The organism is Burkholderia pyrrocinia (genome assembly GCF_022809715.1).
In the GTDB taxonomy this organism is placed as follows: domain Bacteria; phylum Pseudomonadota; class Gammaproteobacteria; order Burkholderiales; family Burkholderiaceae; genus Burkholderia; species Burkholderia pyrrocinia_C.
Genome location: NZ_CP094459.1, coordinates 1205049 through 1218410, shown reverse-complemented (window position 1 = coordinate 1218410; position 13362 = coordinate 1205049). Strand labels below are relative to the sequence as shown.

Here is a 13362-nt window from a genome sequence, read left to right as displayed (position 1 = left end):
AATCAGGCCTCGTGCGCGCGCAGGAAGCGGAAGAACTCGACGCCTTCGCGCAGGCGGCGCTTCATCATGTCCCAGCTCGTCAGCATCTCGCGGACGATCTCCCAGATCTTCGACGGACGGAAGTAGAACTGGCGATAGAACTGCTCGAGGTGGTGATAGATCTCGTCGCGCGACAGGTGCGCATAGCCGATCGCCGCGAGCTGCACGCCTTCCTTGCTCACCAGGTTGATGGTCTTGTTCTCTTCCATCCAGCCGTTTTCCACGGCCTGCTTGTAGAGCGTCGTGCCCGGGTACGGCGCGGCGAGCGAGACCTGGATCGTGTGCGGATTGATTTCCTTCGCGTACTCGATCGTCTTCTTGATGGTTTCCTGCGTCTCGCCCGGCAGGCCGAGAATGAAGGTGCCGTGGATCTTGATGCCGAGCTTCTTGCAGTCCGCGCTGAAGCGGCGCGCGAAATCGGTGCGCACGCCCTTCTTGATGTTCACGAGGATCTGGTCGTCGCCGGATTCGAAGCCGACCAGCAGCAGGCGCAGGCCGTTTTCCTTCATGACCTTGAGCGTCTTGTACGGCACGTTCGCCTTCGCGTTGCACGACCACGTCATGCCGAGCTTGCCCAGACCGATTGCGATCGCTTCGGCGCGCGGCAGGTCGTCGGTGAAGGTGTCGTCGTCGAACATCAGTTCCTTCACTTCCGGCATGTTGTCGCGGATCCACTTCGCTTCCGCGAGTACGTTCTCGACCGAGCGCGTGCGGTAGCGATGGCCGCTGACCGTCTGCGGCCACAGGCAGAACGTGCAGCGCGACTTGCAGCCGCGGCCCGTGTAGATCGACACGTACGGGTAGTTCAGGTAGCCGATGAAGTAGTTGTCGATCTTCAGGTCGCGCTTGTAGACGGGCGCGACGAACGGCAGCTCGTCCATGTTCTCGAGGATCGGACGCGCTTCGTTGTGCTCGATCGAGCCGTCCTTCGCGCGCCAGCTCAAGCCCTTGATCTCGGGGAACGGCTTGCCTTCGGCGATTTCCTTGCAGGTGTAGTCGAATTCCTCGCGGCACACGAAGTCGATTGCCTCGCTCGCCGTGAGCGAGTTGTGCGGATCGACCATCACCTTCGCGCCCACCATGCCGACCAGCATCGACGGCTTCATCTTCTTCAGATCCTGCGCGAACATCGCGTCGGTCGGGAACGACGGCGTGCTCGTGTGGATGATCACGAGGTCGTAGTCGTTCGCGATCTTCAGCGTCTCCTCGACCGACAGGCCGTCGGCCGGTGCGTCGACGACGCGGCTGCCCGGCACGAGCGCGGCCGGCTGCGCGAGCCACGTCGGATACCAGAAGGAACGGATTTCGCGCTTCGCCTGATAGCGCGAGCCGGCTCCGCCGTCGAAGCCGTCATACGAAGGGGCCTGCAAGAACAGCGTTTTCATGAATGCTCCGGTAGCCTGCATAGTTCGTTTCGATTCAACGATTCAGTCAAAAAACCGCGGGCCGCCCTGCCGGCGCCCGCCTCTCTGTCATGTCGCGTCGCGCAGCTTCGCCGCACAGCGCGTGTCGGCCCTCGGGCCGGGTTCGTCCGGGAGCGGCCCTAGCGGCCGTCCACCGCTTCCACGGCCGCCGTCGCGCGTTCGCCGCCGACGACCGTCATCCTTGCGCCGCGCCACACGACGTGCGTGCCGAACACCGCCGCGAGCCACTCGAGCGCGAGCAGCGTGTCGCGCACCGCGACGAGCGGCAGGTCGCGCCAGAACGCGCGCCAGCCGTCCTCGCCGCGCGCGTGCAGCACGAGCCGCCCGAATGCGCCGACGGCGGCCGCCCCGCCCGCCAGCGTGCCGGCGAAGGTTCCGTTGAGACGCAGCGCGAGCGCCGCGCCAATCGCGAGCCACGGCGCGGTAAACGTGATGAACAGGAACGCGAAGCCGGCCGGGTTCAGCGACCGGATCGTACGCAGCCAGCGCGTCTCGCGGTGCCAAAGCGGCCCGAACGACGGCTCGATCACGTCGGTCGCGACGTCGACCTCCGACAGCACGGTGCGCCGCCCGAGGCGGCGCGGCAGCTCGGCGAGCCAGAAATCGTCGGCCAGCTCGTCCTTCAGCGCGAGAAAGCCGCCGATCCGGTCGAGCGTGTCGCGCGTCAGCGCGAGCGTCGCGCCGAAGCCGAAGCGGCTCGAGCGGCCGAGATGCGTGATCCGCACCGACGGCGCGAACCAGGCGTCGACGAACTGCGCGCCGATCCGCGTCCAGAACCCGCCGACGCTGCGCGCATGATACAAGCACGTGACGACGCCGACCGACACGTCGGCGAGCGGCGCCGTCACGCGCTCCAGATAGTCGGGCTTCACCGCGATGTCGCTGTCCGCGATCACGATGCGGCCGTACTTCGCGCGCTCGGCGAGATTGATCAGGTTGCTGACCTTCAGGTTCTTGCCGTGCACGCGCGAGTCGACCACCAGCGTGATGTCGCACTCGGGATAGTCGGCGCGCAGCCGCTCGACGACGGCAATGGCCGGATCGGCCGCCGACGCGACGCCGAACAGCACTTCATGGCGCGGATGGCGCTGCTCGCAGAAGGTCGCGAGGTTTTCGTACAGGTGCGGCTCCGCGCCGCACAGCGGCTTGAGCACGCTGACCGGCTCGTAGCCGTCGCGCGCGGCCGTGCGCGGCGTGCGCGGCTGCGGCGCGAACGCGGCGACGAGCGCATAACCGGCCGCGGCCAGCGTGAACGCGATCAGGAGCCAGTCGAGCAGCGTTGCGGTCGGCGTCATGCGCGACGCCTCCCGGCGACCTGAACGCCACGGCGAACGCTTGAGCGTGATTGAGCGTGATGCGGTATTCGGACAGCGACGAACGCGGGCACGACCCGACTCCTTGTTCCAGCAGCGTCTGTGTATGGGGGAGGCACGACCCGCTTTCGGGTGTTGCCATGCCCGGCTTCGTATGGCGCATCTCCGCGCGACACCCGGACGGGCATGCGGGAAGACTCGAATGGCTACCATCGGCACAACATGGGCAGGCGCCGGATTTTATCAGCCTGCGGCACCCCGCGCTCGGCACTACGAGAAACGGACTTGTGCAATTTCAGCAAAGCTGTGCGGCCGGCGAACCATTCAGGCGCAACCGCGTTTACGTTAGCGTAAGCACTTTGCAGGCGTATTGCAGTCTTGAAAATCAAACGTTTCGTGCAAATTTGTAGGTCGATGCGGATTCACGTCCAATCGCCGTAAAGATTGGTAATTAACCAACGATTGGATTGATTTTTGCAACAATCATCGAATGCGACCCTGCATCCCTGCGACGCGCATGGGTATCGGTACGCGCCCAGCACGTTCCGGAACCCTTTGGCAAAATCCTTGGCATTTGTTGCGTAAGCGCATCACTGCGCGCCCCTTTCGAAGGCCATCCGATGACTCCGTTTTCCGTACTCGATCTCGCCCCCATTCCGGCCGGCGCCGACGCCTCGCAGGCTTTCCGCAACACCGTCGATCTCGCGCAGCACGCGGAACGCTGGGGCTACCAGCGCTACTGGCTCGCCGAGCATCACAACATGCCCGGCATCGCGAGCGCGGCGACCGCCGTCGTGATCGGCCATGTCGCGGGCGCCACGAAGACGATCCGCGTCGGATCGGGCGGCATCATGCTGCCGAACCACGCGCCGCTCGTGATCGCCGAGCAGTTCGGCACGCTCGCGTCGCTGTATCCGGGGCGCATCGATCTCGGCCTCGGCCGCGCGCCCGGCACCGACCAGACCACGTCGCGCGCGCTGCGCCGCGACCTGATCGGCAGCGCCGACTCGTTTCCGGACGACGTCGCCGAGCTGCTGCGCTACTTCGCGGAGCCGGTGCCCGGCCAGCGCGTGCGTGCGGTGCCCGGCGCGGGGCTCGACGTGCCCGTGTGGCTCCTCGGTTCGAGCCTGTTCAGCGCACAGCTCGCCGCGATGCTCGGGCTGCCGTTCGCGTTCGCGTCGCACTTCGCGCCGGACTACCTGATGCGCGCGCTCGAGATCTACCGCGCGCAGTACCGGCCGTCGGCCGCATGGCCGAAGCCGCACGCGATGGTCGGCGTCAACGTGTTCGCGGCCGATACCGACGATGAGGCGCGGCACCTGTTCACGTCGCTGCAGCAGCAGTTCATCAACCTGCGGCGCGGCACGCCGGGCAAGCTGCCGCCGCCCGTCGACGTGCTCGAGGCGAACGAGCTCGAACTCGCGAACGTCGCGCATGCGCTGTCGTTCGCGGCGGTCGGCTCGCGCGACACGGTGCGCGACAAGCTGCGCGATCGCATCGCGCAGACGGGGGCGGACGAATTGATCGTCACCGCGCAGATCTACGATCACGCCGCGCGGCTGCGCTCGTTCGAACTGGCCGCGCAGATCCGCGACGAACTCGCGAACGAAACGCGCTGACGGCGCGAGCGCGCGCCGCCGGCGGCCTGCCCCGCATCACTGCGGGTGCGCGGCCTCCAGAGCGTCGAGCAGCGCCTTGTGGAAGGCGTCCGGATCCTGGATCTGCGGTGCGTGACCGAGCGCCGGGAATTCGACGAGCTGCGCGCCGGGGATCGCCGCCTGCGTGCGCTTCGCGAGTTCCGGATAGCGGCCGAGCTTCGCGTGCACGTCGGGCGGCGCGACATCCTTGCCGATCGCGGTCGTGTCCTTGTCGCCGATCATGAGCAGCGTCGGCACGCGGATCGCACCGAGTTCGTAGACCACCGGCTGCGTGAGGATCATGTCGTAGATCAGCGCGGAGTTCCAGGCGACCGCGTCGCGGCCTGCGCCGCGATACATCCCGGCGAGCATCTGCACCCAGCGCTCGTACGACGGCGACCACTTGCCCGCGTAGTACGTGCTCTGCTCGTAGCGGCGGATGCCGTCGGCCGTCGTCTTCAGCTCGCGCGCATACCAGTAGTCGACCGACAGCGGCGGCACGCCGAGCGCCTTCCAGTCCTCCAGGCCGATCGGATTCACGAGCACGAGCTGGTCGGTCGCCTTCGGGTACATCAGCGCGTAGCGCATCGCGAGCATCCCGCCCGTCGAGTGGCCGACGATCGTCGCCGATTTCACGCCGATCGATTCCAGCAGCGCGTGCGTGTTGCGCGCGAGCTGCTGGAAGCTGTACTGGTAGCGATCGGGTTTCGACGACTTGCAGAAGCCGATCTGGTCCGGCGCTATCACGCGATAGCCGGCGCGGCTCAGCACGCCGATCGTGTCTTCCCAGGTCCCCGCGCAGAAGTTCTTGCCATGCAGCAGCACGACGGTGCGGCCGTTCGGGTGCGCCGGCTGCACGTCCATGTAAATCATCTCGAGGGTTTCACGCTGCGACACGAACGCGTAGCGGTGCAGGGGTTCCGGGTAGGTAAAGCCTTCCAGGCGCGGGCCGTACGCCGGCCCGTCGTTGCCGGCGGGCACCGGGGCGGCCTCGGCGGCGGCGCTCGCGCATGCGAAGGCAACGCCCGCACCGAACAGGGCGGCGCGCGCGACGGACAACATCTTGCAAATCGAAGGCATGGCGGTCACGGTGATTGGAAACGCACGCGGGCAGCCGGACGGCGCCGCGCCCCGCGATTCTACGCGGTCGGCTGACGACGGCGCGCAACACTCGGTGGCCGCGCGACTTCCGCGCGCGCGACGAACTCGGGTATCGTGTGACGTGACCCTGAAACGCCTGCAGGCGGGTTCCCATGAAAAACGTCCTCAGCATTCAGTCGCACGTCATCTACGGCCATGCCGGCAACAGTGCGGCCGTGTTCCCGATGCAGCGCCTCGGCGTCAACGTCTGGCCGCTCAATACCGTCCAGTTGTCGAATCACATGCAGTACGGCCACTGGGCCGGCAGCGCGATCGATGCCGCGAAGATGGAGCAGCTCGTCGACGGGATCGCCGCGATCGGCGCGCTCAAGCGCTGCGACGCCGTGCTGTCCGGCTTCCTCGGCTCGCCGCCGCAGGCGCGCGCGGCAGTCGAGATCGTTCGCACGGTGAAGGCGATGAATCCGGACGCGTGGTACTTCTGCGATCCGGCGATGGGCCAGACGGGCGGCATCCGGCCCGAGCCCGGCGTCGAGGAATTCATGGTCCAGGAGGTGCCCGCGCTCGCGGACGGCATGTCGCCAAACCACACCGAACTGCAGAAGCTCGTCGGGCGGCGTATCGAAACCGTCGCCGAAGCCGTCGACGCGTGCCGCGCGCTGATCCGCCGCGGCCCGCAGATCATCCTCGTCAAGCACCTGCACGACCGCAACAGCCCGGCCGACCGCTTCAACATGCTCGCGGTCACCGAAACCGAAGCGTGGATCGGCCAGCGTCCGCTGTACGCATTTCCGCGCCATCCGGTCGGCGTCGGCGACCTCACCAGCGCGGTGTTCGTCGCGCGCCGGCTGCGCGGCGACTCCGTGCGCGCCGCGTTCGAGCATACGCTCGCGGCCGTGCACGCGGTCGTGAAGGCCACCTACGATGCGCGCCGCTACGAACTCGAACTCGTCGCCGCGCAGGACGAGATTGCACGCCCGAGCGAATGGTTCGGCGCGTGGGTGACGGACGCCTGACGCGCCCGCACCGACCTCCGCTTCGCCGGCGCGCATGCGCGCCGTCCTGCTGTCCTGCTGTCCTGCTGTCCTGCTGTCCTGCTTTCCCTGCTTTCCCTGCTTTCCCTGCTTTCCCTGCTTTCCCTGCTTTCCCTGCTTTCCCTGCTTTCCCTGCTTTCCCTGCTTTCCCTGCTGCGCCATAACCGCCGGCGATACGCGTCCCGATGCCGGTCCGATACACGTGCAAACGTTTCCGGACTTCACATGAATGACACCGATTTCCCGCTATGCTCGCGACGGCACGAACCGGCGCAGCCGCATCCTGCGACCCGGACGCGCCCTTCCCGTAGGTCCCGCCAATCGGCTTCCCCCTTTACCGCACGATAACGACCATGACCCGATCGAACCGTCGTGACTTCCTGCGCGTCGCCGCCGGCACCGCCGGCGCCGCCGCGCTGAACCTGTTTCCGCCCGTGATCCGCGATGCGCTTGCGATTCCCGCGAACCGCCGCACCGGCACGATCCGCGACATCGAACACATCGTGATCCTGATGCAGGAGAATCGCTCGTTCGACCATTACTTCGGCACGATGCGCGGTGTCCGCGGCTTCGGCGACCCGCGCGCGCTGCGTCTCGCGAACGGCAAGTCGGTGTTCCACCAGCCGGTCGGCCCGGCCGAACTGCTGCCGTTCCACCCCGGCGCGGACAAGCTCGGCCTGCAGTTCCTGCAGGACCTGCCGCACGGCTGGCAGGACATGCACGCCGCGTGGAACAAGGGCCGCTACGACCAGTGGGTGCCGAACAAGGGCACCACGACGATGGCGTACCTGAAGCGCGACGACATCCCCTTCCACTACCAGCTCGCCGACGCGTTCACGATCTGCGATGCGTATCACTGCGCGATCCCGAGCTCGACCGACCCGAACCGCTATTACATGTGGACGGGCTACGTCGGCAACGACGGCACGGGCAGCGGCCCGGTGCTCGGCAACGAGGAAAAGGGCTACGGCTGGAAGACCTATCCGGAAGTGCTCGAACAGGCCGGCGTGTCGTGGAAGATCTACCAGGACGTCGGCACGGGGCTCGACGCGAACGGCTCGTGGGGCTGGACGCAAAACCCGTACATCGGCAACTACGGCGACAACGCGCTGCTCTACTTCAACCAGTACCGCACCGCGCTGCCCGGCACGCCGCTGTATGAGAAGGCGCGCACCGGCACCAACATCAGCGCGGGCGGCACGCTGTTCGACGTGCTGCAGCAGGACGTGAAGAACGGCACGCTGCCGCAGGTGTCGTGGATCTGCGCGCCGGAAGCGTATTCCGAGCACCCGAACTGGCCCGCGAACTACGGCGCGTGGTACATCGAGCAGGTGCTGAAGGCGCTCGTGTCGAATCCCGACGTGTGGAGCAAGACCGCGCTGTTCATCACGTACGACGAAAACGACGGCTTCTTCGACCACGTGCCGCCGCCGTTCGCGCCGCAATCGCGCGACAACGGGCTGTCGACCGTCGAGACGACCAACGAGGTGTTCGCCGGCGACGCATCGCACATGGCCGGCCCGTACGGGCTCGGGCCGCGCGTGCCGATGCTCGTCGTGTCGCCGTGGACCAAGGGCGGCTGGGTCTGTTCGCAGACCTTCGATCACACGTCGCTGCTGCAATTCATCGAGGCGCGGTTCGGCGCGCAGTATGCGGTCACTGCAGCCAACGTGTCGCCGTGGCGCCGCACGGTGTGCGGCAACCTGACATCCGCGTTCGACTTCTCGACGCCCGACGCAAGCTGGCCGCAGCTCCCGGACACGACCGGCTACGCGCCGCCCGACCGCAACCGTCACCCCGACTACATCCCGGTGCCGCCGGTCGTCCAGCATCTGCCGAAGCAGGAGCATGGCCTGCGTCCGGCGCGCGCGCTGCCGTACGAACTGTTCGTGCACGGGCGGATCGACAACGCGAGCGGCCAGTTCCGGCTGACCTTCGCGAACACCGGCGCCGCCGGCGCGGCGTTCCAGGTCCAGGCGCGCAACCGCGTCGACGGCCCGTGGGCCTACACGGTCGACGCCGGCAAGCGGATCTCCGACACGTGGAGCCCCGCGCCGTCGCTTGGCCTGTACGACCTCGACGTGTACGGCCCGAACGGCTTCTACTGCCACTTCCGCAGCCCCGCCGCGTCGGCGGTCGGCCCCGCGAGCGTCAACCCCGAGGTGATCTACGGCTACGACGTCGCGAACGGCAACATCACGCTGCGCCTGATGAACCGCGGCCACAAGGCCGTGCGGCTCAAGGTCACGAACGCTTACGGCCACGGCCACGCGCGCACGTTCGACCTCGCACCGGGCGCGCGGGTCGACGACTACTGGGACCTGCGCGGCAGCCACGGCTGGTACGACCTGACCGTCAGCGACGGCAAGCCGCTCGGCTTCCAGCGCCGCTTCGCAGGCCACGTCGAGACGGGCCGCCCGAGCACGAGCGACCCGGCGATCCGCACGACCTCGTCGCACAGCGACGCGGAAGCCGCATCGGACGCGCTGTCCGACTGACGGTGTCCCACACGCGGCGCGGCCCCGGCGGGCCGGGCCGCGTCCTGGCCCCGCACCGCTCCCCCTCCTCCCCGCCCGTTCCGTTCGCGACGGGAAACTCCCGATACCGGCCGCCACCGCACGCGTGGAAGCTGTGCGCAAATCCTCATCGAATGCGCGGCAAATTGCCAAGACCCGTGCATATCGGCGACCTATAAATCGAGGCGATCGGGGCTCTTCGCGGAGCCTGACGGGAGATTCTTCCGAGGATCACGATGCCGACCTCCCCGCCCGATTCCGAGAAGCGGTCGAACCGCCCGCCCGTCGCACGCGCCTGGCCCGCCCGGGCGCGTGCGGTACCCACTCGCAGGTATCGAACAAGAGGAACCACATGAAATTCCGTCATTCCCTGCTGTCGGTGTCGATTGCATCCGCGCTGGCCCTCCTCTCGCAACAGGCCGCCCGGGCCGCCGACGCAACCGACGTGAAGGTCGGCTTCGCCGCGCCGCTCACGGGCGTGAACGCCGGCTACGGCAAGGATCTGCAGAACGGCGTGCAGCTCGCGCTCGACGACGCCGCCGCGCAGAAGGTGCAGATCGCCGGCAAGCCCGTGCACTTCAATCTCGTCGTGCAGGACGACCAGGCCGACCCGCGCATCGGCGTGCAGGCCGCGCAGGCGCTCGTCGACCAGAACGTGTCGGTCGTGGTCGGCCACTTCAACTCGGGGACGACGATTCCGGCGTCGGTCGTCTACGACAAGGCCGGCATCCCGGTGATCGATCCCGCCGCGACCAACCCGACGCTCACGTCGCGCGGGCTCGCGAACATGTTCATGGTGATCGCGACCGACGGCCAGAACGCCGGCAACGCGGGCAAGTACGCGGTCGACGTGACGAAGGCGAAGCGCATCGCGATCATCGACGACCGCACCGCGTTCGGCCAGGGCGAGGCCGACGAGTTCGAGAAGGCCGTGAAGGCCGCCGGCGGCACGATCATCGGCCGCGAGTTCACCAACAACCAGGCGGTCGACTTTCGTGCGCAGATCACGAGCCTGAAGGGCAAGAACCCCGACCTGATCTTCTTCGGCGGCCTCGATTCGCTCGCCGCGAACTTCGTCAAGCAGATGCGCCAGCTCGGGCTGAACGCGCAGTTCGTCGGCGGCGGCGGCGTGAAGGACAACGAGTTCATCAAGATCGCGGGCCCGGCCGCCGAAGGCGCGATGGCGTGGGAATACGGCCGGCCGCTCGACGAGCTGCCGCAAGGCAAGGATTTCGAACAGCGCTTCAAGAAGCGCTTCGGCGTCGACGTGCTGTCGTACGCGCAGTTCGGCTACGACGCGGCCTGGGCGGCGATCAAGGCAATGCAGGCAGCCGGCTCGACCGACCCGAAGGTTTATCGCCCGGTGCTCAAGAAGGTCGATTTCGAAGGGGTCACCGGCCGCATCTCGTTCGCGAACGACGGCTCGCTGAAGAGCGGGATGTCGACGCTGTACCAGGTGAAGAGCGGCACGTGGAAGACGATCGTGACGAAGGGAGGCTGATCGGCGGTGTCGGCGGCCGGCGGCGGAAATGCCGTCCGGCCGCGCAGATCGACGAAGTCACGCCGATCTCGTATGACGACTGATGTTGGCGCAATGCAATCGGGCCCGCGGCAACGCGGGCCGCACTGCCCGGCGCATCAGTTGGCCTGCGTATCGCGCTCGGCCTCGGCCGCCTCGTGCGCGCGGCGCAGCCGCTCGCGGCTGTTGGTGAGGTGCGTGCGCATCGCGGCGCGGGCGGCCTCCGGGTCGTGGCGCGCGATCGCCTCGTAGATATCCTCGTGCTCGTGATTGAGCCGGCCGACGTAGCGCTCGAGGTCGTCGCCGGCGAAGCGCGCCGAATTCACGCGCGTGCGCGGGATGATCGACGTGCCGAGCTGCGTCATGATGTCGACGAAATAGCGGTTGCCGGTGGACTGCGCGATCTGCAGGTGGAACTGGTAGTCGAGCTGCGCCGTGTCGCGGCCGCCGCCCGCCCCCGTCGCGATCGCGTCGAGCGCACGCCGCAGCGCGGCGAGGTCGGTATCGTTCGCGCGCTGCGCGGCGAGGCTCGCGCACTCGCTCTCGAGGCTGATGCGCAACTCGAGCACCGCGAGCACGTCGCGCAGCGTCGTGATCGTCGCGGGATCGATGCCGAGCGCCTGGCGGCGCGACGGCTCCAGCACGAAGCTGCCGATGCCGTGGCGCGTTTCGACGAGGCCGCTCGCCTGCATCCGGGAGATCGCCTCGCGCACGACCGTGCGACTCACGCCCTGCGCCGCCATGACTTCGGTTTCGGTCGGCAGCTTGTCACCGGGGCGCAGCGTGCCGTTTTCGATCTGCGCGGTCAGCGCGTCGACGACATCTTGTGCGAGGCTGCGTGCGCGACGGCGCGGCGCTGCGGGAAACGTAGGCACGGACATGAGGCCGGTTCCTTTTAGAATGATCGTAATGTGAGCCGAGGGTTTACGCGGGGTTTGAGCGAAAGCCGATGATTCATTATACTGCGTCACAAGTCATCCGACGACTGATGATCGACGCACGGATCTCCTGTCGACTCGAGCCGGCGCTCCGGCGCCTTCGCGGTCCCATGCGTTACGATCGGCCAGCGTTCGCGTTCTGCGCTTCGCTGGTCCGGTTGTCGCTCCCACCCCGTTCCGGGTTTGCTGTCGACATGCAGGCCTTGCGCGCCGCGCACGTCGGTTGTCGAATGATCGCACCTCCCGCCGCGCGCGGCAAAGCTTTTGCCGCACGGCATTGCCCACCCTTTCGCCATCGCCGCCCATGAACGCCGCCACTGCCTCGCCTTCCCACGACACGCCGCGCATCGTCGACCTGCAAGCGATTCCGGTCGCCGGCCACGACAGCATGCTACTCAACCTGAGCGGCGCGCACGGTCCGTTCTTCACCCGCAACCTCGTGATCCTGAAGGACAGCGCGGGCCGGACCGGCGTCGGCGAGGTGCCGGGCGGCGAAAGCATCCGCCGCACGCTCGACGATGCGCGCGCGCTCGTCGTCGGCCAGCCGGTCGGCAATTACCACGCGGTGCTCAACGACGTGCGGCGCACCTTCGCCGACCGCGACGCGAGCGGCCGCGGGCTGCAGACCTTCGACCTGCGCACGACGATCCACGCGGTCACCGCGCTCGAAGCCGCGCTGCTCGACCTGCTCGGCCAGCATCTCGGCGTGCCGGTCGCCGCACTGCTCGGCGAAGGCCAGCAGCGCGAGCGCGTCGAAATGCTCGGCTACCTGTTCTACGTCGGCGACCGCACCAAGACCGCGCTGCCCTATCGCGACGGCAGCGGCGCAACCGACGACTGGACCCGCGTACGCGACGAGCCGGCGCTGACGCCCGACGCGGTCGTGCGGCTCGCCGAGGCCGCGCATGCGCGCTACGGCTTCAACGACTTCAAGCTGAAAGGCGGCGTGTTCGAAGGCGCGAGCGAGATCGAGGCCGTGACGGCGCTCGCCGAACGCTTCCCCGACGCGCGCGTGACGCTCGATCCGAACGGCGCGTGGTCGCTCGACGAGGCCGTGCGGCTGTGCCGCGACCAGCATCACGTGCTCGCCTATGCGGAAGATCCGTGCGGTGCGGAGAACGGTTACTCGGGCCGCGAAGTGATGGCCGAATTCCGTCGCGCGACGGGATTGCCGACGGCGACCAACATGATTGCGACCGACTGGCGGCAAATGGGCCACGCGGTGCAGCTTCAGGCTGTGGACATCCCGCTCGCCGATCCGCACTTCTGGACGATGCAGGGTTCGGTGCGCGTCGCGCAGATGTGCCGCGACTGGGGTCTCACGTGGGGCTCGCATTCGAATAACCACTTCGACGTGTCGCTCGCGATGTTCACGCATGTCGCGGCCGCCGCGCCGGGCCAGGTCACCGCGATCGACACGCACTGGATCTGGCAGGACGGCGAACGGCTGACGCGCGAACCGCTGAAGATCGAGAACGGGCTGGTGGAAGTGCCGAAGCGGCCGGGGCTCGGCATCGACGTCGACATGGATGCGGTCGCGGTCGCGCACGAGCTGTACAAGCAGCACGGGCTCGGCGCCCGCGACGACGCGGCGGCCATGCAGTATCTGATTCCGGGGTGGACGTTCAACAACAAGCGCCCCTGCCTCGTGCGCTGAGCATGGACGGACCGGGCGGCGGCCTCGCCCGGCCGGGACGAAATCCGAAGGAATGATGCAGTTCGAGGCTGGCCCGGCTGATGTCGGGCTGGAGAGGCGGTGCAGGTGGAACGGAGATCCGGACGGTTGCTTGCGGCTATGCCGGACCTGCCGAGCCAGATCTGGCCGGCGGCACCTATCCGGCTAC

At 67.7% G+C, this 13362-nt stretch carries 9 protein-coding genes; 5 read left to right on the top strand and 4 right to left on the bottom strand.

Annotation, left to right across the window (positions count from 1 at the left end; genetic code table 11):
• Positions 1-2: 2 nt before the first annotated feature.
• On the bottom strand, positions 3-1445 hold the full coding sequence (gene hpnJ / locus MRS60_RS05830; RefSeq protein WP_306426965.1) for a hopanoid biosynthesis associated radical SAM protein HpnJ: 1443 nt from the start codon (positions 1443-1445) through the stop codon (positions 3-5).
• A 137-nt stretch (positions 1446-1582) separates the two neighbouring features.
• Entirely contained in the window at positions 1583-2758 is a 1176-nt protein-coding gene (hpnI, locus tag MRS60_RS05825) for a bacteriohopanetetrol glucosamine biosynthesis glycosyltransferase HpnI (protein ID WP_243565367.1), read from the bottom strand.
• A gap of 638 nt (positions 2759-3396) precedes the next feature.
• Between hpnI and MRS60_RS05820 the strand changes: the two genes are divergently transcribed.
• A complete protein-coding gene (locus MRS60_RS05820) occupies positions 3397-4395 on the top strand; it encodes an LLM class flavin-dependent oxidoreductase (protein WP_034183136.1) in 999 nt (332 codons plus the stop codon).
• A 36-nt stretch (positions 4396-4431) separates the two neighbouring features.
• On the opposite strand, the gene MRS60_RS05815 is transcribed toward MRS60_RS05820, so the two are convergent.
• Complete coding sequence (locus MRS60_RS05815) at positions 4432-5493, bottom strand: alpha/beta fold hydrolase (RefSeq protein ID WP_105390743.1); 1062 nt, start codon at positions 5491-5493, stop codon at positions 4432-4434.
• Positions 5494-5666: 173 nt separating this feature from the next.
• On the opposite strand from MRS60_RS05815, the gene pdxY reads away from it, so the two are divergent.
• The 3 genes from pdxY to MRS60_RS05800 all read left to right on the top strand — a co-directional run bounded on the left by pdxY (position 5667) and on the right by MRS60_RS05800 (position 10562).
• Entirely contained in the window at positions 5667-6527 is an 861-nt protein-coding gene (pdxY, locus tag MRS60_RS05810) for a pyridoxal kinase PdxY (RefSeq protein WP_034183134.1), read from the top strand.
• A 371-nt stretch (positions 6528-6898) separates the two neighbouring features.
• Positions 6899-9043 carry a phosphocholine-specific phospholipase C gene (locus MRS60_RS05805; protein WP_243565366.1) on the top strand — a complete coding sequence of 715 codons (2145 nt, stop codon included), beginning with the start codon at positions 6899-6901 and terminating at the stop codon, positions 9041-9043.
• A gap of 370 nt (positions 9044-9413) precedes the next feature.
• On the top strand, positions 9414-10562 hold the full coding sequence (locus tag MRS60_RS05800; RefSeq protein ID WP_034183132.1) for a branched-chain amino acid ABC transporter substrate-binding protein: 1149 nt from the start codon (positions 9414-9416) through the stop codon (positions 10560-10562).
• A 137-nt stretch (positions 10563-10699) separates the two neighbouring features.
• Here MRS60_RS05800 and MRS60_RS05795 read toward each other — a convergent pair whose 3' ends face one another.
• The gene (locus tag MRS60_RS05795; RefSeq protein WP_034183131.1) at positions 10700-11461 is read right to left on the bottom strand and encodes a FadR/GntR family transcriptional regulator; all 762 of its coding nucleotides are present in this window, start codon (positions 11459-11461) and stop codon (positions 10700-10702) included.
• Positions 11462-11822: 361 nt separating this feature from the next.
• Between MRS60_RS05795 and gudD the strand changes: the two genes are divergently transcribed.
• Positions 11823-13175: a glucarate dehydratase gene (gudD, locus tag MRS60_RS05790; RefSeq protein WP_034183130.1), complete on the top strand. Its 1353-nt coding sequence runs from the start codon at positions 11823-11825 to the stop codon at positions 13173-13175.
• The last annotated feature ends 187 nt before the right edge of the window (positions 13176-13362 follow it).

What these genes read in the sequence shown, in the direction of transcription:
- hpnJ (WP_306426965.1), bottom strand. Translation starts at nt 1,445, where the DNA reads ATGCAGGCTACCGGAGCATTCATGAAAACGCTGTTCTTGCAGGCCCCT.
- hpnI (WP_243565367.1), bottom strand. Translation starts at nt 2,758, where the DNA reads ATGACGCCGACCGCAACGCTGCTCGACTGGCTCCTGATCGCGTTCACG.
- MRS60_RS05820 (WP_034183136.1), top strand. Translation starts at nt 3,397, where the DNA reads ATGACTCCGTTTTCCGTACTCGATCTCGCCCCCATTCCGGCCGGCGCC.
- MRS60_RS05815 (WP_105390743.1), bottom strand. Translation starts at nt 5,493, where the DNA reads ATGCCTTCGATTTGCAAGATGTTGTCCGTCGCGCGCGCCGCCCTGTTC.
- pdxY (WP_034183134.1), top strand. Translation starts at nt 5,667, where the DNA reads ATGAAAAACGTCCTCAGCATTCAGTCGCACGTCATCTACGGCCATGCC.
- MRS60_RS05805 (WP_243565366.1), top strand. Translation starts at nt 6,899, where the DNA reads ATGACCCGATCGAACCGTCGTGACTTCCTGCGCGTCGCCGCCGGCACC.
- MRS60_RS05800 (WP_034183132.1), top strand. Translation starts at nt 9,414, where the DNA reads ATGAAATTCCGTCATTCCCTGCTGTCGGTGTCGATTGCATCCGCGCTG.
- MRS60_RS05795 (WP_034183131.1), bottom strand. Translation starts at nt 11,461, where the DNA reads ATGTCCGTGCCTACGTTTCCCGCAGCGCCGCGCCGTCGCGCACGCAGC.
- gudD (WP_034183130.1), top strand. Translation starts at nt 11,823, where the DNA reads ATGAACGCCGCCACTGCCTCGCCTTCCCACGACACGCCGCGCATCGTC.